Source organism: Paractinoplanes globisporus DSM 43857 (assembly GCF_000379645.1).
Classification (GTDB): Bacteria; Actinomycetota; Actinomycetes; order Mycobacteriales; family Micromonosporaceae; genus Actinoplanes; species Actinoplanes globisporus.
Genome location: NZ_KB903294.1, coordinates 187,690 through 209,268, shown reverse-complemented (window position 1 = coordinate 209,268; position 21,579 = coordinate 187,690). Strand labels below are relative to the sequence as shown.

Genomic DNA, 21,579 nt, shown 5'->3' with positions numbered 1-21,579 from the left:
CCCTCACCCCTCCCGCAGGGCGGCGACCACGCGCTCGCGATCGCCGCCGGTGAGCGCCGAGCCGCTGGGCAGGCACAGTCCGCGGCGGAACAGGTCGGCGCTGACCTCGCCGCCGCGCATGACGCAGTCCCGGAAGACGGGCTGCAGGTGCATCGGTTTCCAGGCCGGCCGGGCCTCGATGTTGTGCCGGGCGAGGCGGGCCAGCAACTGGTCGCGATCCGCTCCGAACCGGTCGGGCTCGACCAGAAGGCAGGTGAGCCACCAGTTCGGCAGGCCGTACCCGGCGACCGGCATGAACTCCAGCCCCGGCAGGTCGCCGAGCGCCTCCCGGTAGAAGCGGGCCGTGTCCCGCCGGGCGGCGATCATCTCGCCGAGCCGTTGCACCTGACCCCGGCCGACCGCGGCGAGCAGGTTGCTCAGCCGGTAGTTGTAGCCGACCGTGCGGTGCTCGTAGTGCGCCACCGGCTCGCGGGCCTGGGTGGCCAGGTGCCGGGTCTGGGTGGCGACCCGGCCGTCGTCGGTGAGCAGCATCCCGCCCCCGCCGGTCGTAATGATCTTGTTGCCGTTGAACGAGAGCACCCCGGCCAGCCCGAACGATCCGGCCGGCCGGTCCCGATAGGACGCGCCAAGCGCCTCGGCCGCATCCTCGATCAGCGGTACGCCGTATCGGTCGCAAGCGTCCAGAAGCGGCTCGTAATCGGCGCACTGGCCGTACATGTCGACCGCGATGACCGCGCGCGGCAGCTGCCCGCGATCGGCCCGGGCGCGCAACTCCTCGGCGACCAGCGCCGGGTCGACGTTCCAGCTCTCGGCGGTGGAGTCCAGGAAGACCGGGCGGGCGCCCAGGTACATCACGGCGTTCGCGGTCGCGGCGAAGGTGAACGACGGGACCAGCACGGTGTCGCCGCGGCGCACACCGGCCGCGACCAGCGCGAGGTGCAGGGCCGCGGTGCCGCTCGCGAGGGCCACCGCGTGCCGCACGCCGACCAACTCGGCCACCTGCGCCTCGAACGCGTCGAGATCGGGCCCGACCGGCGCGACCCAGTTCGAGTCGAAGGCTTCCAGCAGCAGCTTCCGCTCGACGTCGCTCACGTCGGGCGGCGACAGGAAGATTCTCGTGTCAGTCATGAACCCTGGTCCTGACGGCGCGAAGCGGCCACGCCGGGTGCAGGCCCTGCCGATGGATCCACATCGGAGAGTCGCCGGGGTGCATGGCCGGGCGGAGGGTGGTGGCGAAGCTGCGGTAGCCGGCCTCACGCGCGGCGCGCACGTCACCGTCGCGGACATCCACGTCCGGATTGCCGTACGGGGCGGCGAAGTCGCGTACCTCGGCGCCGAGCTCGTCCTCGAGCTCGCGCTTGGACTCGGCGATCTCCCGCCGGGCCGTCCCGTGGTCGCAGTCGGCGAGCCGGGGATGGGTGATCGTGTGCGAGCCGACGTTGTGACCGGCCGCGATCAGGTCGCGCACGTCGGACCAGGTCAGATTGCCCGGTTGCCCGATCAGGCCGGTCGTCACGAAGAACGTGGCCGGCACGCCCAGGTCGGCGAGGATCGGGGCGACCACGTCGCGCCAGGTGGCGTGGCCGTCGTCGAAGGAGAGGCAGAACATCGGCCCGTTCAGCGGGCGCCGGCCGGTGAGCACCTCGAGCGCGGCGTCCCAGGAGACCAGCGGGCCGAGCTCGCGGAAGGCCGTGAGGTGGCGGCGCAGTCCGCCGGCGAACTCCGGCGGGACGTCGTGGTAGAACGGGAAGTACAGGCCCGTGGCGGAAGGCAGCCGTTTCCGGGCGCCGGCCAGGGCGAGGATGCGGCCCTGCAGGCGGGGGTTCCGCCGCAGCCGGCTGCGTAGCCCGAGCTCGTTCAGGCGTCGTTGGATGGGGGTCGGCGACCGCATGCCACTCACAGTGACAAATGGATGCGGAGATCGTCAGTAGCAATTGTCATCTGGAATGTGAGGATGTTTCGCGTTCAATAAAGGACGCCCGAACGGTCCTTGCGAAATGGCGATCAGCGGCGCATCATCGCCGCCGAATTCCACGACTAGTTGCGCAATGTATTTGTCAATCAGAATCGGTGACGGCCTATTTGATCGACCGTTCCGGGAATTGATCGCGCGCGTCAGCGGTCCCAGGCCGCAGCTGCCTCGTGCGATGTGGTCGCCGCGGCGCAGTCCGCGAGCCGCCGTGACCAGGTGCGGACGAGGTCGCGAAGCTCGGCGGGTCCGTGCACCACGAAAGGCAGGCCAAGGCCGGCCAGTACGCCGGGCAGCCAGTCGAGCCGCTCGGCCCGGAGGCGCACGAGCACCCAGCCGTCGTCGGCGTCGTCCGGTTCGATCGTGGCGATTCCGCGGGGGAGTCGTGCGCTGACTTCGTCGGCCGTGCCCCGCACCGCGACGGTGACCTCGTGCCGCCACGGCGTGCCGGCCAGACTCGCTCGGACCACGTCGGCGGGCGCGAAGTCATCGGGCGGCGCGAACGTGCCCATTTCCGGCCGCACGTGAACGATCCGATCGAGCCGGAACGTGCGCAGGTCGCCCGAGGCAGAGTCCGGTCCGGTCAGGTACCAGCGCCCGGAGTGGGCGACGATCCCGTACGGGTGCACGGTGCGCTCACTCCGCCGACCGGCGCGATCGGTGTAGTCGATCGTCACGGGCCGGCGGTCACGCGCCGCCTCCGCCAGGCGCAACATGACCGCGGCTTCCGGCGCGGCGCCGGCAGCGGGAGGCGAACTGAACTCGGTGGTGGCGAAGAGCGCGTCGAGCCGAGCCGCGAGTGCCCTCGGCAGAACCCGCTGGACCTTGGCGGCGGCGGTTCCCGCGGCCTCCCGCGGCGGCGTGGAATGCCCCGGCATCAGGCCGAGCAGGACGGCGAGCGCCTCCTCGTCGGTCAGCATGAGCGGCGGCATCCGAAAGCCGCGGGCCAGCCGGAAACCGCCGTAGCGGCCGCGCACCGACTCGACCGGGATCTCCAGGTCGAGCAGGTGGCCGGCGTAGCGGCGCACGGTCCGCTCGTCGACCCCGACCCGCCGGGCCAACTCGGCGGCCGTGTGCGTGCCACCGCCCTGCAGGATCTCCAGCAGGGCCAGCACCCGAGCGGTCGGCCTGGTCATGGACGAAGATTATTGCTCAAAACCGGGCGGAAGCTGTCCTGTATACCTCCTACCGTTCGGGCCATGAACTTCGCATCCGTTCGCCTCATCACCGACCACGTCGGCCGCCTCGCCGACTTCTACGAGCACGTCACCGGCCGGGCCGCCGTCCGGCACACCCCCGACTTCGCCGAGCTGGTACTGCCCGGAGCGACGCTGGCGATCGGCAGCACGGCCACGGTCGCGCTGTTCGGCGCCGGCGAGGCCGAGCCGGCCGCCAACCGCACCGCCATCATCGAATTCCGCGTAGACGACGTGGACGCCGAGTTCACCCGCCTGCGCGACGTGCTAGGCGCCGTAATCCAGGAGCCGACAACGATGCCCTGGGGCAACCGCTCCCTGCTCTTCCGCGACCCCGACGGCACCCTGGTCAACCTCTTCACCCCAGTAACCGCCGAGGCCACCGCCCGCCAGAGCCGCTAAGCCGCGCTCCCACGGCCGGCACCGCGCAGCGTCTGCCCGCTCGCCCGTCCGCCCGGCCGCTCGCCCACTCGCGGCGTGCCTCCGCGATTTTCTCCCCGACCCGCGCAACGGAGACGCGCCCGCCGAATGGCCTGCCGCCGGATGGGTGGCCGCCGGATGGCCTGCAGCCGGATGGGTGGCCGGTTCTGAACCCTTTGCTCTGCGCACCCAGACGCACCGCCGCGCGTATGGGTGCGCAGAGCGGCGCGTATGGGTGCGCAGAGCGGCGCGTCTTGGGGTCACGTCCACTGGCGTGGTGTATGAACGGCCATCGCTGATCCGTGTGGGTTGATGCTATGCGGCGATCTCGGTGGGTTCGGCCGGTTCGGTGTCTTGGCAGGTCGTGATGGGTGTGAGGCGGGCTTTGCGGAGGACTTCGAGGCCCCATGTAGCGGCGGCCTTCGACCCATTCGTCGGTCTGCTCGGCCAGGACCGCGCCGACGAGGCGGATGATCGCGGCCCGGTTGGGGAAGATCCCGACGACGTCGGTGCGGCGGCGGATCTCTTTGTTGAGCCGTTCTTGCGGGTTGTTCGAGCGGATCTGCTTCCAGAGCTCAGTGGGGAAGGCGGTGAATGCCAAGAGGTCGTCGCGGGCGTCGTCGAGGTGTTCGGCGGCGTCGGGGAAGCGTTCGCCGATCATGTCCAGGACTCGGGTGAACTGTTGCGTGACGGCGTCGGTGTCGGGCTGGTCGAAGATCGTGCGGACCAGGGTGGCCACCCACGGCTGTGCGCTTTTGGGGACCTTGGCGAGTAGGTTGCGCAGGTAGTGGGTGCGGCAGCGCTGCCAGCCGGCGCCCGGCAGAGCGGCCCCGATCGCACCGACCAGGCCGCGGTGGGCGTCGGAGATGACCAGGCGGACCCCGGACAGGCCCCGGGCCGTCAACGAGCGCAGGAACGCCAGCCAGCCGGCCCCGTCCTCATCGCTGGAGACCTCCAGGCCCAACACCTCACGGCCGCCATCGGCATTCACGGCGACCGCGACCAGCGCATGGACGTTGATCGTGCGGCCTTGCTCCCGGACCTTGATCACGAGAGCGTCGACCCAGACGAACGTGTAAGGCCCGCTGTCGAGCGGCCGCTGACGGAACGCTTCGACCTGCGCGTCCAAATGACGGGCCATCTCCGAGACTTGTGACTTGGACAGTTGTTTGATGCCGAGCTGCTCGACCAGCTTCTCCACCCGCCGCGTCGAGACCCCGAGCAGATACGAAGTGGCCACGACCGACACGAGGGCTTGCTCAGCGCGGCGGCGGTGCTGCAACAACCAGTCCGGGAAATACGAGCCCGACCGTAGTTTCGGGATAGCCAGCTCGACGGTCCCGGCCCGGGTGTCCCACTCACGGTGCCGGTAGCCGTTGCGCGAGTTGGTCCGCTCGTCGCTGCGTTCGCCGTACTGCGCGCCGCAGACCGCGTCGACCTCGGCCGACATCAGCACGTCGGCGAAGGTTTTCACCATCGCCCGCAGTAGATCGGGGCTCGCCGATTCCAGATGCTCGCGCAGCAGGTTAGCGACGTTCAAACTCGGTTCTGCGGCCATCGCAGGTCTCTCCTTCGTGATCATCAGACAATCCGAAGGATCTGCGATGGCCGCCTCCGTCCAACAGGAAAGACCAGGTCATACACCACGTCGGTGGACGTGACCCGTCTTGGTGCGCAGAGCGGCGCGTCTTGGTGCGCAGAGCGGCGCGTCTTGGTGCGCAGAGCGGCGCGTCTTGGTGCGCAGAGCGGCGCGTATGGGTGCGCAGAGCAGGGCGCGGAGGTGCGCAGAGCAGGGCGCGGAGGTGCGCAGAGCGGGGCGCGGAGGTGCGCAGAGCGGGGCGCGGAGGTGCGCAGAGCGGGGCGTGCTGAGCGGGGCGCCGGGCGCCGGGGTGCGCATGGGCGTGGGCGTGCGTATGGGTGCGCAGAGCAAAGGGGGCGCCGGCGGTGGCGGGCGGTGGGGAGCGTGGGAAAGATCCGGGACGGGGCTGTGTGCTTACTGCGCCGAACCTGAGTGTGCCGGGGGCTTGTGATGGGAGCGCTCCCATGTAACGATGCACCTCGATATTACCGATTTGTTTCGGGCCGGTTCCTCACGCTGCCCGCGGTGACCCCGTTGCCGTCGCCGCCGCGGGTGGCTGCTCCCCCTCGCAAGGAGGACTCGCATGGCTCCCTTGTCACGCAGAGGCTTCGTGACCGCCGTCGGCGGTGCGATAGTCGCTGCAACTGTCAGCCCGCGGATTGCCGAAGCCGCGGCCGGTTCCACCGGCGGCGCCGCCGCACTCGCCGCCGTCGACGAGTACGGGCAGAAGTTCCTGGACCAGTACAACAAGATCAAGGCCTCCGCGAGCGGCTACTTCAGCCCGGCGGGGGTGCCCTACCACTCGGTCGAGAGGCTGATGGTCGAGGCGCCCGACCACGGTCACCAGACGACCTCCGAGGCGTTCAGCTACTGGATGTGGCTCGAGGCGACCTACGGCCGGGTGACCGGCGACTGGGCCCCGTTCAACAACGCCTGGGCCGCGGCCGAGAAGTACATCATCCCCACGGCGACCGACCAGCCGACCAACTCCTCGTACAACGCGAGCGCTCCCGCGTCGTACATCCCGGAGTGGCCGTCGCCGACCAGTTACCCGAGCCAGATCAACACCTCGGTCGCGGTGGGCGCCGACCCGATCGCCGGCGAGCTGTCCTCGGCCTACGGGACCTCCAACATGTACGCCATGCACTGGCTGCTGGACGTGGACAACGTCTACGGGTACGGCAACACGGCCGGCACCGGCGCCGAGAACGGCCCGAGCGCGGCCGGCCCCTGCTACATCAACAGCTACCAGCGCGGCTCGCAGGAGTCGGTCTGGGAGACCATCCCGCAGCCGTCCACCGACCTGTTCAAGTACGGCGGCCCCAACGGCTACCTGGACCTGTTCGTCAAGGACTCGGCGTACTCGCAGCAGTGGAAGTACACCAACGCGCCGGACGCCGACGCGCGGGCCATCCAGGCCGCCTACTGGGCGTACCGGTGGGCGTCGGCGCAGGGCAACGCGAGCGCGATCTCCGCCTCGGTGGCGAAGGCCGCCAAGATGGGCGACTACCTGCGCTACGCGATGTTCGACAAGTACTTCAAGAAGATCGGCAACTGCGTCGGCGCCACCACCTGCGCCGCCGGCAGCGGCCGGAACTCGCAGCACTACCTGCTCGGCTGGTACTTCGCGTGGGGCGGCGCGGAGCCGGGCGGCGGCTGGGCCTGGCGCATCAGCGACGGCGCCGCGCACCACGGCTACCAGAACCCGGTGGCCGCGTACGCGTTGTCGACCGAGTCGGCCATCGCGCCGAAGAGCTCGACCGGCAAGTCGGACTGGGCGACCAGCCTGACCCGCCAGATCGAGTTCCTGCAGTGGCTGCAGTCCCCGGACGGCGGCATCGCCGGCGGCTGCACGAACAGCTGGGACGGCCAGTACGGCACCCCGCCCGCGGGCACGCCGACCTTCTACGGCATGGCGTACGACTGGCAGCCGGTCTACCACGACCCGCCGAGCAACAACTGGTTCGGCATGCAGGTCTGGGGCATGGAGCGCTGGGCTGAGTACTACTACCTGACCAAGGACACCAAGATCAAGCCGATCCTCGACAAGTGGGTCAGCTGGGTCTCGGCGCACGTCACGGTCGGCACCGGCGGCACGTTCTCGATCCCGTCGACGCTGAGCTGGACCGGCCAGCCCGACACCTGGAACGCGGCCAGCCCCGGCGCCAACTCCGGCCTGCACGTCACGGTCGCCGAGTCCGGCACCGACGTCGGCGTGGCCGGCGGCCTGGTCAAGGCCCTGCTCTACTACGCGGCCGCGGCGAGCAACACGGCCGCGCAGACCCTGGGCAAGAACCTGCTGGACGCCCTCTCGGCGCACGCCGACACCAAGGGCATCGCGATCGCCGAGACCCGGGCCGACTACAACCGGTTCGACGACCCGATCTACGTGCCGTCCGGCTGGACCGGCAAGATGCCCAACGGCGACACGATCAACTCCAGCTCGACGTTCATCTCGATCCGGTCCTTCCTCAAGAACGAGCCGGACTACGCCAAGGTGCAGACCTACCTGAACGGCGGCGCGGTGCCCTCGTTCACGTACCACCGCTTCTGGGCGCAGGCCGACATCGCGATGGCGTTCGCCGTCTACTCGGAGCTGTTCGGCACCGGCGGCGGCCCCGGCACCGGCGACACCACCGCGCCGAGCACGCCGACCGGCCTCACGGTCAGCGGCACGACCTCCAGCAGCGTCAGCCTGTCCTGGACGGCGTCCACCGACAACGTGGCGGTCACCGGGTACCTGATCTACCGCAATGGCACCCAGGTCGGCACCTCGACCGCGACCACGTACACCGACACGAGCCTGACCGCGAGCACGCAGTACTCGTACACGGTCCGGGCCCGGGACGCGGCGAACAACCAGTCGGCGGCGTCCGCGGCCGTCAATGCCACCACGCAGTCCGGTGGCACCGGCACCGGCTCGCTCACCGGCACGTACCACATCGACTCGGACTGGGGCAGCGGCTTCGTCGCCACGGTCACGATCAAGAACAACGGCACGGCCGCCGTCACCACCTGGCGGGCGGCCTGGACGTACGGCGGCAGCCAGAAGATCACCAACGCCTGGAACGCCACGGTGACCCAGTCGGGCACCGGGGTCACGGCCACGCCGGTGAACTGGAACGCCTCGATCCCGGCCGGCGCGTCGGTGTCGTTCGGCTTCCAGGGCACCTACAGCGGCTCCAACACCGCGCCGACGGTCACCGTCAGCTGAGGTCAATGGGCCGGGGCCTGCGGGTCCCGGCCCATCGCCTGGCTGCCCATCGCCTGGGTGATGGCCCACGCCGCGTTCACCAGCCCGATGTGGCTGAACGCCTGCGGAAAATTCCCGAGCAGTTCGCCGCTTGCGGGATCGACCTCCTCGGCCAGAAGACCGACATCATTGGCGTACGCGGCGGCCCGAGCGAAGACGTCCCGCGCCTCGGGCACCCGCCCGGCCATCGCCAGCGCCTGGGCCAGCCAGAACGTGCACAGCAGGAACGTGCCCTCGCCCCCGGCGACCCCGTCGACGCCGAGCTCGGCGCGGTAGCGGTAGACCAGGCCGCGCTCGTCGGTCAGGCGGGAGGCGATCGCGTCGATCGTGGACAGCACCCGCGGATCGTCGGCCGGCAGGAATCCCACGATCGGCACCATCAGCGCCGACGCGTCCAGCGCCGCCCCGCCGAAGTACTGGGTGAACGCCCCCGCCGACGGATTCCAGCCCTCGCGGACGACCGTCTCCCAGATCTCGTCCCGCGCCGCCTTCCACCGGTCGGCGTGGTCACCCGCCGCCAGCCGGTCGGCGAGCTTGAGCGCCCGGTCGAGCGCGACCCAGCACATCACCTTCGAGTAGAGGAAGTGGCGGGCCTCCCCGCGCACCTCCCAGATGCCCTGGTCGGGGTGGCGCCAGTGGCCGGCCGCGGTGTCCGCGAGCGCCACCAGGAACGCGCGCATGTCCTCGTCCATCTCGGTGATCTTGTCGGCGAGCAGGTGGGCCGCGTCGAGCAGTTCCCCGTACACGTCGATCTGCCGTTGCTGCCAGGCGCCGTTCCCGATTCGTACGGGGCGTGAGCCCCGCCAGCCGGAGAGGTGCGGCAGTGTGCGCTCGGAGAGGTCGTGCTCGCCGCCGACACCGAACATGATCTGCAGGGGCTGGTCCGGCCCCACGGCGGCGGCCGCGGCGGTGGTCATGAACGCGAAGAAGTCGCTGACCTCGTCGGGGCAGGCCGCCACCCACAGGGCCGCCATGGTGAAGCTGGCGTCGCGCACCCAGGAGTAGCGGTAGTCCCAGTTCCGCTCGCCGCCGGCCTCCTCGGGCAGCGACGTGGTGGCCGCCGCGACGATCGCGCCGCTCGGCCGGAACGTGAGCGCCTGCAGGACCCGCCCGCTGTGGTGCACCATCTCCCGCCACGGGCCGTCGTAGTTCTGGTGTAGCTCCGACCAGGAGCGCCACGCCTCGACCGTCCCGTCCAGCCGTTCCCGCAGGGCGGCCTGGTCCCAGATGTGCGCCGGGGTCTCCTCGAGCGTCGAGCGATGCAGACCGAAAATGTGCGTCTGACCGGCCGTCATCGCGATCTGAGCGGTCGCTACCGAGTCGCTTGGGGTCAGCGGGACCGGGCTGGAGAGCACCAGCCACTCGGCCCCGCCGCGCGCGGTGACCCCGCCGTCGACGACCGACAGCAGCGGACGCAACAGCCCGTACTCGGGCCTCGGGGCGTACGAGAAATCGACCGGAACCGACCCGGAAGCGCAGGTGATCGATCGGATCAGCAGGTGCGGAGCACCGCGGCCCAGCGCGTGCCCCCGGTTGCCGAGCCCCATGGCGAGCGCCTCGGTCAGCACGACCGTGCCGCCGGGGCACTCGAAGGTCGTCTCGAGCACCAGCGTCCGGTCGAGATAGCGCCGGGACGACCGGAACTGGCCGGCCGGTCGCACCGACCAGTGCCCGGCCGCGTCGTCGAGGAGGCGGCCGAACACCGACGGGCTGTCGAAGCGCGGGAAGCACAACCAGTCGACCGAGCCGGAATCGGTCACCAGCGCGGCCGAGTGACAGTCGGACAGCAGCGCGTGCGCCGCGATCGGGACCGCGCTCACCTTCTCAGCCTCTCGGCACGAACTGCTGACCGCCGTCGATGTCGTAGGTCGCGCCGGTCAGCGCGGTGTTGGTCATCAGGTGCACAGCCAGCGCGGCGACGTCCTCCGGCCCGACCACGCGCCCGATCGGCAGCGTGTCGCGCAGCTGCCGGCGGCGCTTCTCCAGATCATCGCCGAGCAGCCGGGCCGACAGCGGCGTGTCGACGAAACCGGCGGCGATCAGATTCACCCGGATCGGGGCGATCTCGATCGCGAGCCCCGCGATCAGCGAGGGCTGCGCGTTCGTCATCGCCGAGGTGACGATCAGGCCCGGTCCCGGCCGGCGAGCGCCGGTGCCGCCGATGAAGGTCAGCGAGCCGCGCACCGTGCCGATCGCGGCCCGTCCGAGGTGCAGCGGCAGCGTGAGCGCCGAGCCCACGTGCCGGGCCGCCTCGTCGAGGTCGAGGTCGGCCAGCAGCCCGTAGTAGGGGCCGCCCGCGGTGACGAACACGTGGTCCATTCCACCGGACAAACCATCAAAAAATTCCCGCAGGCGTACGGGGTCAGCTGCGTCGAAGGCGGCCGAGCCGACCGCGCCCACCTCGGCGGCGGCCTGCTTGAGGCGATCGGGGTTGCGGCCGGTGATCACGACGTCGGCGCCCTCCGCGCGGGCGAGCCGGGCCGTCTCGAGGCCCATGCCGGCGCTGCCACCGATCACGACGACGGTCTGTCCGTCGAGCTTGCTCATCGTCGAACCTCCTAGGACGTTGCGGGAAGGGCACACGCGTGGCACGCCGCGGGCGGGGCGAGCCGGGGAGCCTTGGCGACGGCCCGGCGGTCGCTCACGAAGACCCCGGTGACCAGGGCGGAGAGAACGCAGAAAACCGCCAGCACCAGCATGGCGGGGCGGAAGCCGTCGACCAGGGCGCCGCCGAGATCTCCGCCGCCGGCCCCGATCAGCAGCGGGACCGCGGCGACGGCGAGGACCGCACCGACCCGGGACGCGGCGTCGTTGACGGCCGAGGCCTCGCCCAGGTCGGCGTCGTCGACGGCGGCCAGCACCGCGGAGGTCAGCGGCGTGACGGCCAGGCCCAGTCCCAGGCCCTGCAACAACACACCGGGGAGGATCGCCGAGGCGTACGTGTCGCCGGCCTGTGCCTGGGAAAGCCACGCGAACCCGGCCGCGACCGAGACGATGCCGGCCACCATCAGCCAGCGCGGCCCGATCCGCGGCACCAGCGCGCCCGCGACCGGCGAGAGCACGAGGAACAGGATCGAGTTCGGGATCGCCACCGCGCCGGCCTGCGCCGCGGTGTAGCCGAGCACCAGCTGGCACTGCAGGACCAGCAGGTAGCCGCCCGCGGCCAGCGCGCCGTAGAACAGCACGGTGGTCACGTTGATCGCGTCGAACTGCCGGGACTTGAACAGCGACAGGCGCACCATCGGCGCCTTCACCCGCCGCTCGACCGGGGTGAGCGCGATGAGGGCCGCTACCCCGACGATCCCGGCGACCAGCACCGCCGTGTCAGCCCAGCCCGAGGCCGCGCCGCGGGTCAGGGCGAAGATGACCCCGCCGATGCCGAGGATCGCCAGCAGCGCGCCGGCCAGGTCGAGCGAGAGCGGCCGCGGCTCGTCCGTCGCCTCCGGCACCCAGCGCAGCGCGAGCAGGGCGAGCAGGATCAGCGGCACGTTGAGCAGGAAGATCCAGCGCCAGCCGGCGTGGTCGACCAGCCAGCCCCCGGCGTACGGGCCGACCGTGCTGCCGATCGTCGCCAGCCCGGCCCAGATCCCGATGCCCCGGGCCCGGTCGCCGACCCGCAGCGTGCCGTTGAGCAGGGCGAGGCTGGTCGGCACGACCATGGCGGCGCCCGCGCCCTGCAGCACCCGCGCCGCGATCAGGACCCCGATCGTCGGCGCCACCGCGCACAGCACCGACGATCCGAGCATCGCCAGCAGCCCGATGATCAGGATCCGGCGCCGGCCGAAGTGATCGGCGAGCGCGCCGGAGAGCAGCAGCAACGCCGCCACGGTCAGCAGGTAGCCGGTCAGCGCCCACTGCAGCCCGGCCACGCCGGCGCCCAGGTCCTTCCCGATCGCCGGCACCGCGACGTTCACCACGTTCGCGTCGAGGAAGCCGACCATCGAGGCCAGGACGGTCGCCGCGATGAGGGCGACGCCGACCTGGCTGCGCAGCGGGGTGGTGGTCATTTCTTGATCTCTTTGCGGAGCGCCTTGAGGGCCCCCACGAAGATCTCGGAGAACGTCGGGAACGGCTGGATGGTGTCGCGCAGCACGTCGAGCGGCACGCGCCCCCGGATCGCCACGGTGGCCTGCTGCAGCCATTCGCCGGCCTCCGGACCGAACGCGTACGCCCCGGTGAGCCGCTCGCCGTCGCTCAGCAGCGTCAGGAAGCCGTTCGATTCGGCGTACGCCCGGGTGTAGGTCTCGGTCTTGGCGATTCCGTTGAGCTTGGCCGTCCCGCTGAACGGCGCCTCGGTGGCGCCGACCGCCGCCGCCTGCGGATCGGTGTAGACCACCCGCGGGACCGCCTCGTAGTTGGCCTCGCGGACCTCGCCGAGGATGTTCGACGCGACCACCTCGCCCTGGTACTTGCCGACGTGGGTGAGCAGGTACTTGCCGGTCGCGTCGCCGACCACCCAGAGGTTCTCGGCGGCGCGCAGCCGGGCGTCGGTCGGGATGCCCCGCGGGCCGCCCTCGACGCCCACGGTCTCCAGGCCGATGTCGTCCACCCGGATCTTGCGGCCGGTGCACACGAGCAGACGGTCCCCGCGCAGCTCCCGGCCGTCGTCGAGGACGAGCACGAAGTCGTCGCCGTCCTTGCGCGCCGATGTCGCGCGTACGTCCAGAATTACCTCGATGCCGTCCCGCCGGAGGACCTCGGCCAGGGCGTCCCCGAGCGCCGCCGGCTCGCGGGACAGCAGGCGGCCACCGGTCTGCACCATCACCACCTCGCCGCCGAAGCGGCGCACCGCCTGCCCGAGCTCGACCCCGACCGGGCCACCGCCCAGCACCAGCAGCCGCCGCGGCACCTCCTTCATCGCGGTGGCCTCGCGGTTGGTCCAGATGCCCTCGAGCTCGGCCAGCCCCGGCACCGGCGGAATGGCCGGATCGGAACCGGTCGACAGCACGATGTGATCGGCCGTGTAGCGAACGCCGTCGACCTCGACCGCTCCGGGCCCGGCCAACCGGCCGTGCCCGCGGATCAGGTCGACGTTGTTGTCGGTCAGCCACCGGGCCGCGCCCGCGTCGTTGTAGTCCGACACCATGAAATCTCGCCAGGCCAGCGCGGCCTGGACGTCGACCTCGGCGGTCGCCGCCGCCTCCCGGGCGTCGTGCACCGCCTCGCCCGGGCGCAGCAGCGTCTTGGAGGGGATGCAGGCGAAGTACGAGCACTCGCCACCCACCAGCCGGCGCTCGACGACGGCGACCCGCAGGCCGCCGTCGACGAGGTCGCCGACACAGTGCTCGCCGGGCGCCCCCGCGCCCAGCACGATCACGTCGTAGTCGGCGGGCATGCTCACCGGCCCGGAAGACGCGTGGTGATCTCCTGCAGCACCCAGCCGTTGCCGTCCGGGTCGCTGAACGAGGCGAACGACGAGTAGCTGTTCCGCTGGGGGTCCGGACCGGGGACCCGGCCCTCGGTGCCCGCGTGGTGGAAGACACCGCCCGCGTCGTGGAACACCTCGCTGACGTCGACGCCCTTGCCGGCCAGCTCGGCCCGGGCCGCGTCGATGTCCTCGACGACCAGGTGCAGACCCTGCGACGAGCCGGGCGCCGCGTCGGTGAGGCCGGTCCCGAAGATCACGGACGCGAGCGAGCCGGGCGGCGTCAGCTGGATGACCCGGAACTTGTCGTCGGCGGCGAAGTCGGCGTCCAGCCGCCAGCCCAGGCCCCGGTAGAACTCCAGGGCCCGATCGGCGTCGGCGACGGGCAGAACGATGACCTCGAGTTTGAAGTCCATGATCGGAACACCCCTCTTTTTCGTGTGGGTTCAACCTCGCACGGAAGCCGGGCGTTCGCCCCAGGGAAAAACACTGGTTCGAAGGCGCCCGGGTGAAGGGGAGAGTCGGGGCATGCGATCCGACATCGTTCCCGGCGGGATCTTTCCCGACTACGAGCTGCCCGACCACACGGGCGCCATGCACAAGCTCAGCGACCTGCAGGGCCGCGACCCGATGATCCTCACGCTGGCCCGCGGTCACTACTGCCCCAAGGAGCACCAGCAGCACCTGGCGCTGGCCGCCTTCTACCCGAAGATCGCCGTCTCCTACACGCAGGTCGTGACCATCGCCACCGATGACCGGCACACGCTGCAGGAGTTCCGCTCGTCGGTGGGCGCTCAGTGGACGTTCCTGGCCGATCCCGGCCGCATCGTGCAGCAGGACCTCGACATCCAGGAGTACACCGATCCCGAGAACAACCCGATGATCCCGCACACCCTCGTGCTCAAGCCCGGGCTGGTGGTGCACACGATCTACAACGGGTACTGGTTCTGGGGCCGGCCGTCGGTCGACGACCTGTGGCTCGACCTGCGCGCGGCGAGCCGGGAGGTCCGGCCCGACTGGGACCTCTCCAAACCCGGCCTCCGGGAGGCCTGGGAGGCGGGGGACCGGTCTCTTTTCCACGGGTACGACCGTGCCCCGTCAGCCCAGGGCGGCGCCGCGTAGCTGCCGGCGGGAGCTGATCCCGAGCTTGCCGAAGATCTTGCGGAGGTGCCATTCGACCGTGCGGGCGCTGATGAACAGCTGGGCGCCGATCTCGGAGTTGGACAGCCCGTCGCGGGCCAGCCGCGCGATCTGCGTCTCCTGCGCGGTGAGGTCGTTGCGGGTCTCGGTGGTCCGCTTGCGGGCGGTCGCGCCGGTGGCCAGCAGCTCGCGCCGGGCCCGCTCGGCGAAGCCCTCGACGCCCATGGACCGCAGCATGTCGTGGGCCACGGTCAGCTCGGCGCGGGCGTCCACGCGGCGGCTCTCCCGGCGCAGCCACTCGCCGTACAGCAGGTGGGCGCGGGCGCGTTCGGCCCGCAGCCGGGTGCGGGACAGTCGCTCGATCGCCTCCCGGTAGAGGCTCTCCGCGTCGGGGCCCTCGCTCAGCAGCGCCCGGCAGCGCGCCTCCAGGCCCAGGGCCCAGTCGCTGCCGCTCGCCTTGGCCCGCTCGGTGAGCCGGTCGAGCGCGTCGGCGGCGACGTCCGGCCGGCCGTGCCGTACGGCCGCCTCGACCAGCTCGGGCAGGCCCCAGTTCTGGGCGGCCAGGTCGCGGACGCTCTCGGTGGCGCGGGTCGCGGCCTCGAGGCCCTCCTCGTACTGGCCGAGGCCGTTGCAGAGCACGGCGTGCGCGTAGTGGGCGACCCCGAGCGCGATGCCCTCGCCGCGGGCGGCCGCGTCGCGCAGTCCGTTCTCGATCAGCTCGCTCGCCTCGCCGGCCTGCCCGCGCCACGCGGCGACCAGGAGCGATCCGTTCGGCTCGGCCGCCCGGCCGGTCGCCTCCAGCGCCGAGCGGGCCTCGTCGACCAGCACGGCCGCGGCCCGCAGGTCGCCGCAGATCGCGTGCACGTGGATCTGCGAACCGAGCGCCATCGGCAGGTCGGTGAGCGCGCCCGACTCCCGGGCCAGGCGCAGGTGGCGTTCGGCCAGGTCACACCAGTCCCGGTCGTCCCACAGCTCGATCGCGACCACGACGCCCTGCCACAGCCAGCGCACCCGCAGGGCGTCGTCGGTCACGCCGCGCAGGGCGCGCAGCGCCTCCCGGCACATGGTCACGGCGGTCGCGTAGTCGTCGGCGAGCGCGGCGAACGCCTCCAGCAGGAGGTCGGTGGGGGTTTCCGCGCCCGGACGGCGCGGTGCGGCCCGCGCGGCCCGGGACGCCTCGGCGGTCAGCGCGCCGTCGTTGAGCCGGCCGGCGAACATCGCCGTGAGCAGGGCGTCCAGGTACGTCTCGCGGGCCTGGGCGAGGTCGACCGGCTCGAGGCGGCGGGCGGCGGTCAGCAGCAACGGGGTCGCCTCGCTGCCCTTGCTGAGGGCGAACGCGAGCTGGGCCCGGACCAGGTCGACGTGGGCGCGCTGCCGGCGGTCGAGCGGCCCGCCGCGGGCGATGGCGAGCATGGCCCGGGCCTCGTCGTAGGAGCCGGATCGGACGTTGGCGAACGCGGCGGCCAACGCCCGTCGCACCCGGTCGGCCGGGTCGGGGGTCAGCTCGGTGCCCCTGGTGAGGAACGCGGCGGCGGCCGCCAGCCCTCCCCGCGACTGCGCCCGGCCGGCGGAGCGCTCCAGCTCGGCGGCCACGTCCTCGTCGAGGCCGGCGGTGGCGTGCGCCCGGTGCCAGGCGCGCCGGTCGGGGTCGGCGTCGGCGTCGGTGGCCTCGGCGAGGGCCCGGTGCACCCGGTAGCGGTCGCCCGTCGCGGCCGAGCGGTAGGCGACCGAGCGGACCAGCGGGTGGGCGAACTCGACCCGGCCGTGCACCCGCATCAGCCCGGCGTCGACGGCCGGGATCGAGGCGGTCATGTCGATGCCGAGCGTCGCGGCCGCCCGGTGCAGCAGGACCGGATCGCCGAGCGGTTCGGCCGCCGCGACCAGCACGAACAGCCGGGCGCCGTCCGGCAGCTGGTCGAGCCGGCGCAGGTAGGACCGCTCTATCCGGCCCGCCACCTCGTGCCCGGCCGGGACGCCGTACCCGCCGGCCAGATCGGCGGCCGACCAGGTGCGCGGCAGTTCGAGCAGGGCGAGCGGGTTGCCGTGGCTCTCGATGACGATCTGGTCGGCGACGGCGGTGTCCAGCGGCCCGTGCACGCCGGTGAGCAGCAACCGGCGCGCGTCGCCCTCGCCGAGCCCGGCGATCGTCAGCTCCGGCCGGCCGGCCAGGAACTCGTCGCCGGCGCCGTCGCGGGCCGCGCCGACCAGGGCGATCCGCTCGGCCAGCAGCCGCCGGGCCACGAACCCGAGGACCTGCGCGGAGGCCCGGTCGAGCCACTGGGCGTCGTCGACGAGGCAGGCCAGCGGCCGCTCCTCGGCGGCGTCGGCGAGCAGGGTCAGCGTGGCGAGCCCGACCATGAGCCGATCGGGGACCGGGCCCGCGGTCAGCCCGAACACCGTGGCGAGGGCATCGCGCTGCGGTCCGGGCAGTCGGTCGAGGCCGCCGAGCAGGGGCGAGCAGAGCTGGTGCAGCGCGCTGTAGGCGAGCTCCATCTCGGACTCTACGCCGGCCGCCGACAAGATCCGCCAGTCGCCGACGCGCTCGGCAAGATAGGCGAGCAGCGCGCTCTTGCCGGAGCCCGCGTCCCCGCGCAGCACCAGCACCTGGCTCGCACCGCCCGCCACCCGGTCGACCAGCCGGTCCAGCGTCGCGCATTCCCCCGCACGGCCGAGCAACCCCGCCACCCCAAGATTCTCGCCCGCCGCCGCGTGCCCTGGCGTGCCAGTTCGTGTGGCCTGGCACACGTCGCGGCCGCTACCGGACCCGGCGGTACTCGACCTCGGGCCGCCCGGGACCGCCGTAGCGAGGGCTGCGCGCCACCTGCCCGGTCTCGGCCAGATGCTCCAGATAGCGCCGCGCCGTCACCCGGGACGCTCCCATCCGCGCGCCCACCTCGGCCGCCGACAGACCGATCGAGGCCGAACGAAGCACGCCCAGAACCAGATCCAGCGTCGACTGGTCGAGCCCCTTGGGCAGGCTGTCCGGCGAGGCGCCACGCAGCGCCGCGAACGCCCGATCGATCTCGTGCTGGGCCGCCACCGGGTCGGCGCCGCGAAGCTGATCGCGGTAGCGGGCGTACCCCAGCAACTTCTCGCGGAACGTCGCGAACGTGAACGGTTTGAGCAGGTAGTGAGCGACCCCGAGGGACACCGCCGACCGCACGACGGCGAGGTCCCGGGCCGACGTGACGACCAGGACGTCCGTCCCGAACCCCGCCGCCCGCAGCGATCGGCACAGCTCGAGACCGTTCATGTCGGGCAGGTTCAGATCGAGGAGCACCAGATCGATCGGCCCACTCCGCAGCGTCGCCATGGCCCGCTGAGCGGTGTGGGCAACACCGGAAAGATCAAAACCTTCGACCCTTCGCACGTACGCCGCATGCGCGTCCGCGATCAACGGATCGTCCTCGACGACGAGCACGCGGATGCCCGCACCCACCTCGGCACCCGCCTCGCCGCTCACGCCGGCACCGGGAGCCGGATCGCGACGATCGCGCCGCCGCCGGGTCGCGGGGAGACGGCGTAACTGCCGCCGTGCCGATCGGCCACCTGACGCACGAGCGAGAGGCCGACGCCGCGCCCGTCCGCCTTGGTCGACCAGCCCCGCCGGAACGCCGCGTCCACGTCGCGCGCGGGCAGGCCCGGACCGCTGTCGCTTACCTTCACCAGCACCTCGCCGTCCTCCTCGACCACCAGCACGGTCACCGTCCGGGGCGGATCGGTGCCGGCGACCGCCTCGAGAGCGTTGTCGACCAGGTTGCCGACGACCGTGAGCAGATCGCCGGCCGGCAGCCGCTCGCCGTCCAACCGGGACGCGTCGTCCACCACCAGTTGCACGCCGCGCTCGGCGGCCTGCGCCGACTTGCCGAGCAGCAGGGCCGCGAGGGCCGGCTCGTCGAGCGCGCCCATCACCTGGTCGGTGAGCTGCTGGGCGTGGGCGAGCTCGGCGGTGGCCAGCCGCACCGCCTCCTCGGTACGCCCCAGCTCGACCATCGTGAGCACGGTGTGCAGCCGGTTCGCGGCCTCGTGCGCCTGCGCCCGCAGCGCCTCGGTCAGCCCGCGCACCGAGTCGAGCTCGCCGGTGAGCGCCCGCAGCTCGGTGTGGTCGCGCAGGGTGAGCACGGTGCCGATCGTCTGCCCCTGCGACCGGATCACCCGCTGGTTGGCGACCAGCACCCGGTCCCCGGCCAGGACCGGCTCGTCGGCGACGGCCACACCCGACGCCAGGAGCTCGGCGACCTCCGGCGGCAGCCACGCCGCCCCCGGCCGTGCCGATTCGGTGGGCGCCGCTTCCGCCGGGCGGGGCCCCGATTCGGGCGGGCGCGGCCCTGCTTCCGCCCGTTCCCTGGGCCCTGCTTCGGGTGGGCGGGGCCCTGCTTCGGGCGGGCGCGGCCGTGCGGCGTCGTCGGCCGGGGCGAGGGCGAGCAGGCGGCGGGCCTCGTCGTTGACCAGGGTCACCCGGCCGTCGCGATCGGCGACCAGGAGGCCCTCGCGGACGGAGTGGAGGACGGCGTCGTGGTACTCGTACATCCTGGTCATCTCGGCCGGGCCCAGGCCGTGGGTCTGGCGGCGCAGGCGGCGGCTGAGCAGCCACGAGCCGCCGGCGGCCAGCAGCAGGGCCAGGGCGGTGGGCACGAGCAGCGCGGGCGAGCGGGCCAGCAGCTTGCGGTTGATCGCCTCGGTGGTGATCCCGACCGAGACCAGCGCGATCACGGTCGCGGTCCCGTCGCGTACGGGAACAACCGCGCGCACCGACTCGCCCAGAGTGCCCATGTGGGTTTCCTTGACGACGCCGCCGGCCAGGGCGGCTTCGATGGTCCCGATGAACGGCTTGCCGATCAGCGACGCGGTGGGATGCGAGTAGCGGGTGCGATCGGTGCCCATCACGACGACGAAGTCGGTGTGCGTGGCGAGGCGGACCGACTCGGCGTACGGCTGCAGGACCGCGGACGGATCGGGACCGCGCACGGCGTCGATCACCGTGGGCGAGCGGGCGACCGCCTCGGCGATGCCGGTGACCTGATCGATCGCGGCCTGGTCGGCGTCGTCGCGGGCCAGCAGCACGGCGCCGGTCGTGCCGATCGCGACGAGCAGCATCACGACCAGCACCTGCAGCACGAACAGCTGCCGCGCGATGCTCCAGGGGCCTTTCGGTGACCAGAATGAACGCAATGGTGCCCTCTCGGTGAGACGTAGGACACATTCTGCGGCATGGAGACCCAGACGCCCTCCCCGCGGGTCAGGCGGGACCGAACGCATTTCCTCTATCTGGCGGTGATCGCCGCGGTCGCGGCCGGCATCGTGGTCGGCCTCGTCTTTCCGGACCTCGGTGTCGAGCTGAAGCCGGTCGGGACCGGATTCGTCAAGCTCATCCAGATGATGATCGCTCCGGTCATCTTCTGCACGATCGTGCTCGGGGTCGGCTCGATCCGGCAGGCGGCCAAGGTGGGCCGCGTCGGCGGGCTCGCGCTCGGCTACTTCCTGATCATGTCGACGGTCGCGCTCGCCATCGGTCTCGTCGTCGGCAACATCATTCATCCCGGCGCGGGCCTGCACATCAACGACGCGATCGCCGCGGCCGGCCAGAAGGCGGTCGGCGACGCCGGCAAGGAGGGAACCGCCGACTACGTCCTGGGGATCATTCCGACCACTTTGTTCTCGTCGCTGACCAGCGGCGAGGTGCTCCAGGCACTGTTGGTCGCGCTGCTGGTCGGCTTCGCGGTGCAGGCGCTGGGTCCGCGCGGCGAGCCGGTGCTGCGGGCCATCGAGATCACCCAGCGGGTCGTCTTCAAGATCCTCGCCATGATCATGTGGCTGGCCCCGATCGGCGCGTTCGGCGCGATGGCCGCCGTCGTCGGCGCGACGGGTGTGGACGCGCTCAAGAGCCTCGCCCAGATCATGCTCGGCTTCTACGTCACCTGCGCGATCTTCGTCTTCGGCGTGCTCGCGACGATCCTGTGGGCGTTCGCCCGGGTCAACATCCTGTTGCTGCTGCGCTACCTGGCCCGCGAGTTCCTGCTGATCCTGTCCACCTCGTCGTCGGAGACCGCGTTCCCCCGGCTGATCGCCAAGATGGAGCACCTGGGCGTGAGCAAGCCGGTCGTCGGCATCACGGTCCCCACCGGCTACTCGTTCAACCTCGACGGCACGGCCATCTACCTGACGATGGCGTCGCTGTTCATCGCCGACGCGATGGGCGATCCGCTCTCGGTCGGCGAGCAGATCTCCCTGCTGGTCTTCATGATCATCGCCTCGAAGGGCGCCGCCGGTGTCACCGGCGCCGGCCTGGCCACCCTGGCCGGCGGCCTGCAGAGCCACCGCCCCGACCTGGTCGACGGCGTCGGCCTGATCGTCGGCATCGACCGCTTCATGTCCGAGGCGCGGGCCCTGACCAACTTCGCCGGCAACGCGGTCGCCACCGTTCTCATCGGCACCTGGACCGGCGAGATCGATCGGGAACGAGCGGGCCTGGTCCTGGCCGGCGACATCCCCTTCGACGAGTCCACGATGCTCGACGAACCCGACTCCGAGCCGTCCACCGGCACGCGGGCGACGGACCACTCCGGCGCGACCGCCGACGCGGCGGCCCACTCCGGCGCGAGCGCCGACGCGACGCCGAGCGCCTGAGACTCGCGGCGTCCGGCCCGGCCGGTGCTT

Annotated in this window: 15 protein-coding genes and 1 pseudogene; 4 read left to right on the top strand and 12 right to left on the bottom strand. The window is 71.9% G+C overall.

Features of this window, described 5'->3' with window-relative positions; genetic code table 11:
• Nucleotides 1-3 precede the first annotated feature (3 nt).
• The 3 genes from A3CQ_RS0100875 to A3CQ_RS0100865 all read right to left on the bottom strand — a co-directional run bounded on the left by A3CQ_RS0100875 (nt 4) and on the right by A3CQ_RS0100865 (nt 3,105).
• Nucleotides 4-1,128 (bottom strand): DegT/DnrJ/EryC1/StrS family aminotransferase, encoded by a 1,125-nt coding sequence (locus A3CQ_RS0100875; RefSeq protein ID WP_026205166.1) that lies wholly within the window; start codon nt 1,126-1,128, stop codon nt 4-6.
• Complete coding sequence (locus tag A3CQ_RS0100870; protein WP_020509017.1) at nt 1,121-1,891, bottom strand: polysaccharide deacetylase family protein; 771 nt, start codon at nt 1,889-1,891, stop codon at nt 1,121-1,123. The genes A3CQ_RS0100875 and A3CQ_RS0100870 overlap by 8 nt, the downstream gene beginning before the upstream one ends.
• 224 nt (nt 1,892-2,115) lie before the next feature.
• The gene (locus A3CQ_RS0100865) at nt 2,116-3,105 is read right to left on the bottom strand and encodes a helix-turn-helix transcriptional regulator (protein WP_026205165.1); all 990 of its coding nucleotides are present in this window, start codon (nt 3,103-3,105) and stop codon (nt 2,116-2,118) included.
• Nucleotides 3,106-3,168: 63 nt separating this feature from the next.
• Here A3CQ_RS0100865 and A3CQ_RS0100860 point away from each other — a divergent pair, with 63 nt between their 5' ends.
• Nucleotides 3,169-3,567 carry a VOC family protein gene (locus A3CQ_RS0100860; RefSeq protein ID WP_020509015.1) on the top strand — a complete coding sequence of 133 codons (399 nt, stop codon included), beginning with the start codon at nt 3,169-3,171 and terminating at the stop codon, nt 3,565-3,567.
• Between the two features lie 333 nt (nt 3,568-3,900).
• Here A3CQ_RS0100860 and A3CQ_RS50950 read toward each other — a convergent pair.
• A pseudogene (locus tag A3CQ_RS50950) lies at nt 3,901-5,143 on the bottom strand (IS256 family transposase).
• Nucleotides 5,144-5,747: 604 nt separating this feature from the next.
• On the opposite strand from A3CQ_RS50950, the gene A3CQ_RS0100850 reads away from it, so the two are divergent.
• Complete coding sequence (locus A3CQ_RS0100850; protein ID WP_051115114.1) at nt 5,748-8,378, top strand: glycoside hydrolase family 48 protein; 2,631 nt, start codon at nt 5,748-5,750, stop codon at nt 8,376-8,378.
• A 2-nt stretch (nt 8,379-8,380) separates the two neighbouring features.
• On the opposite strand, the gene A3CQ_RS0100845 is transcribed toward A3CQ_RS0100850, so the two are convergent.
• From A3CQ_RS0100845 to A3CQ_RS0100825, 5 genes are read right to left on the bottom strand one after another with little or no spacing between them, the layout of a single operon-like run.
• Nucleotides 8,381-10,237, bottom strand: a complete 1,857-nt coding sequence (locus tag A3CQ_RS0100845) for a glycoside hydrolase family 15 protein (RefSeq protein WP_020509013.1) — start codon at nt 10,235-10,237, stop codon at nt 8,381-8,383.
• 4 nt (nt 10,238-10,241) lie between these two features.
• On the bottom strand, nt 10,242-10,964 hold the full coding sequence (locus A3CQ_RS0100840) for an SDR family oxidoreductase (RefSeq protein ID WP_020509012.1): 723 nt from the start codon (nt 10,962-10,964) through the stop codon (nt 10,242-10,244).
• An 11-nt stretch (nt 10,965-10,975) separates the two neighbouring features.
• On the bottom strand, nt 10,976-12,424 hold the full coding sequence (locus A3CQ_RS50945; protein WP_020509011.1) for a DHA2 family efflux MFS transporter permease subunit: 1,449 nt from the start codon (nt 12,422-12,424) through the stop codon (nt 10,976-10,978).
• Entirely contained in the window at nt 12,421-13,752 is a 1,332-nt protein-coding gene (locus tag A3CQ_RS0100830) for a dihydrolipoyl dehydrogenase family protein (protein WP_026205164.1), read from the bottom strand. The genes A3CQ_RS50945 and A3CQ_RS0100830 overlap by 4 nt, the downstream gene beginning before the upstream one ends.
• A 2-nt stretch (nt 13,753-13,754) precedes the next feature.
• A complete protein-coding gene (locus A3CQ_RS0100825) occupies nt 13,755-14,198 on the bottom strand; it encodes a VOC family protein (protein WP_020509009.1) in 444 nt (147 codons plus the stop codon).
• A 112-nt stretch (nt 14,199-14,310) separates the two neighbouring features.
• Here A3CQ_RS0100825 and A3CQ_RS0100820 point away from each other — a divergent pair, with 112 nt between their 5' ends.
• Nucleotides 14,311-14,904, top strand: a complete 594-nt coding sequence (locus A3CQ_RS0100820) for a peroxiredoxin family protein (protein WP_020509008.1) — start codon at nt 14,311-14,313, stop codon at nt 14,902-14,904.
• Here the strand turns inward: A3CQ_RS0100820 and A3CQ_RS0100815 are convergent.
• The 3 genes from A3CQ_RS0100815 to A3CQ_RS62435 all read right to left on the bottom strand — a co-directional run bounded on the left by A3CQ_RS0100815 (nt 14,881) and on the right by A3CQ_RS62435 (nt 20,094).
• A complete protein-coding gene (locus A3CQ_RS0100815; RefSeq protein WP_020509007.1) occupies nt 14,881-17,607 on the bottom strand; it encodes a helix-turn-helix transcriptional regulator in 2,727 nt (908 codons plus the stop codon). The two genes, A3CQ_RS0100820 and A3CQ_RS0100815, sit on opposite strands and share 24 nt — an antisense overlap.
• Nucleotides 17,608-17,677: 70 nt before the next feature.
• Nucleotides 17,678-18,385 (bottom strand): response regulator, encoded by a 708-nt coding sequence (locus A3CQ_RS0100810; RefSeq protein ID WP_020509006.1) that lies wholly within the window; start codon nt 18,383-18,385, stop codon nt 17,678-17,680.
• Complete coding sequence (locus A3CQ_RS62435) at nt 18,382-20,094, bottom strand: sensor histidine kinase (protein ID WP_020509005.1); 1,713 nt, start codon at nt 20,092-20,094, stop codon at nt 18,382-18,384. The genes A3CQ_RS0100810 and A3CQ_RS62435 overlap by 4 nt, the downstream gene beginning before the upstream one ends.
• A 39-nt stretch (nt 20,095-20,133) precedes the next feature.
• Here A3CQ_RS62435 and A3CQ_RS0100800 point away from each other — a divergent pair, with 39 nt between their 5' ends.
• Complete coding sequence (locus A3CQ_RS0100800; RefSeq protein WP_020509004.1) at nt 20,134-21,549, top strand: cation:dicarboxylate symporter family transporter; 1,416 nt, start codon at nt 20,134-20,136, stop codon at nt 21,547-21,549.
• The last annotated feature ends 30 nt before the right edge of the window (nt 21,550-21,579 follow it).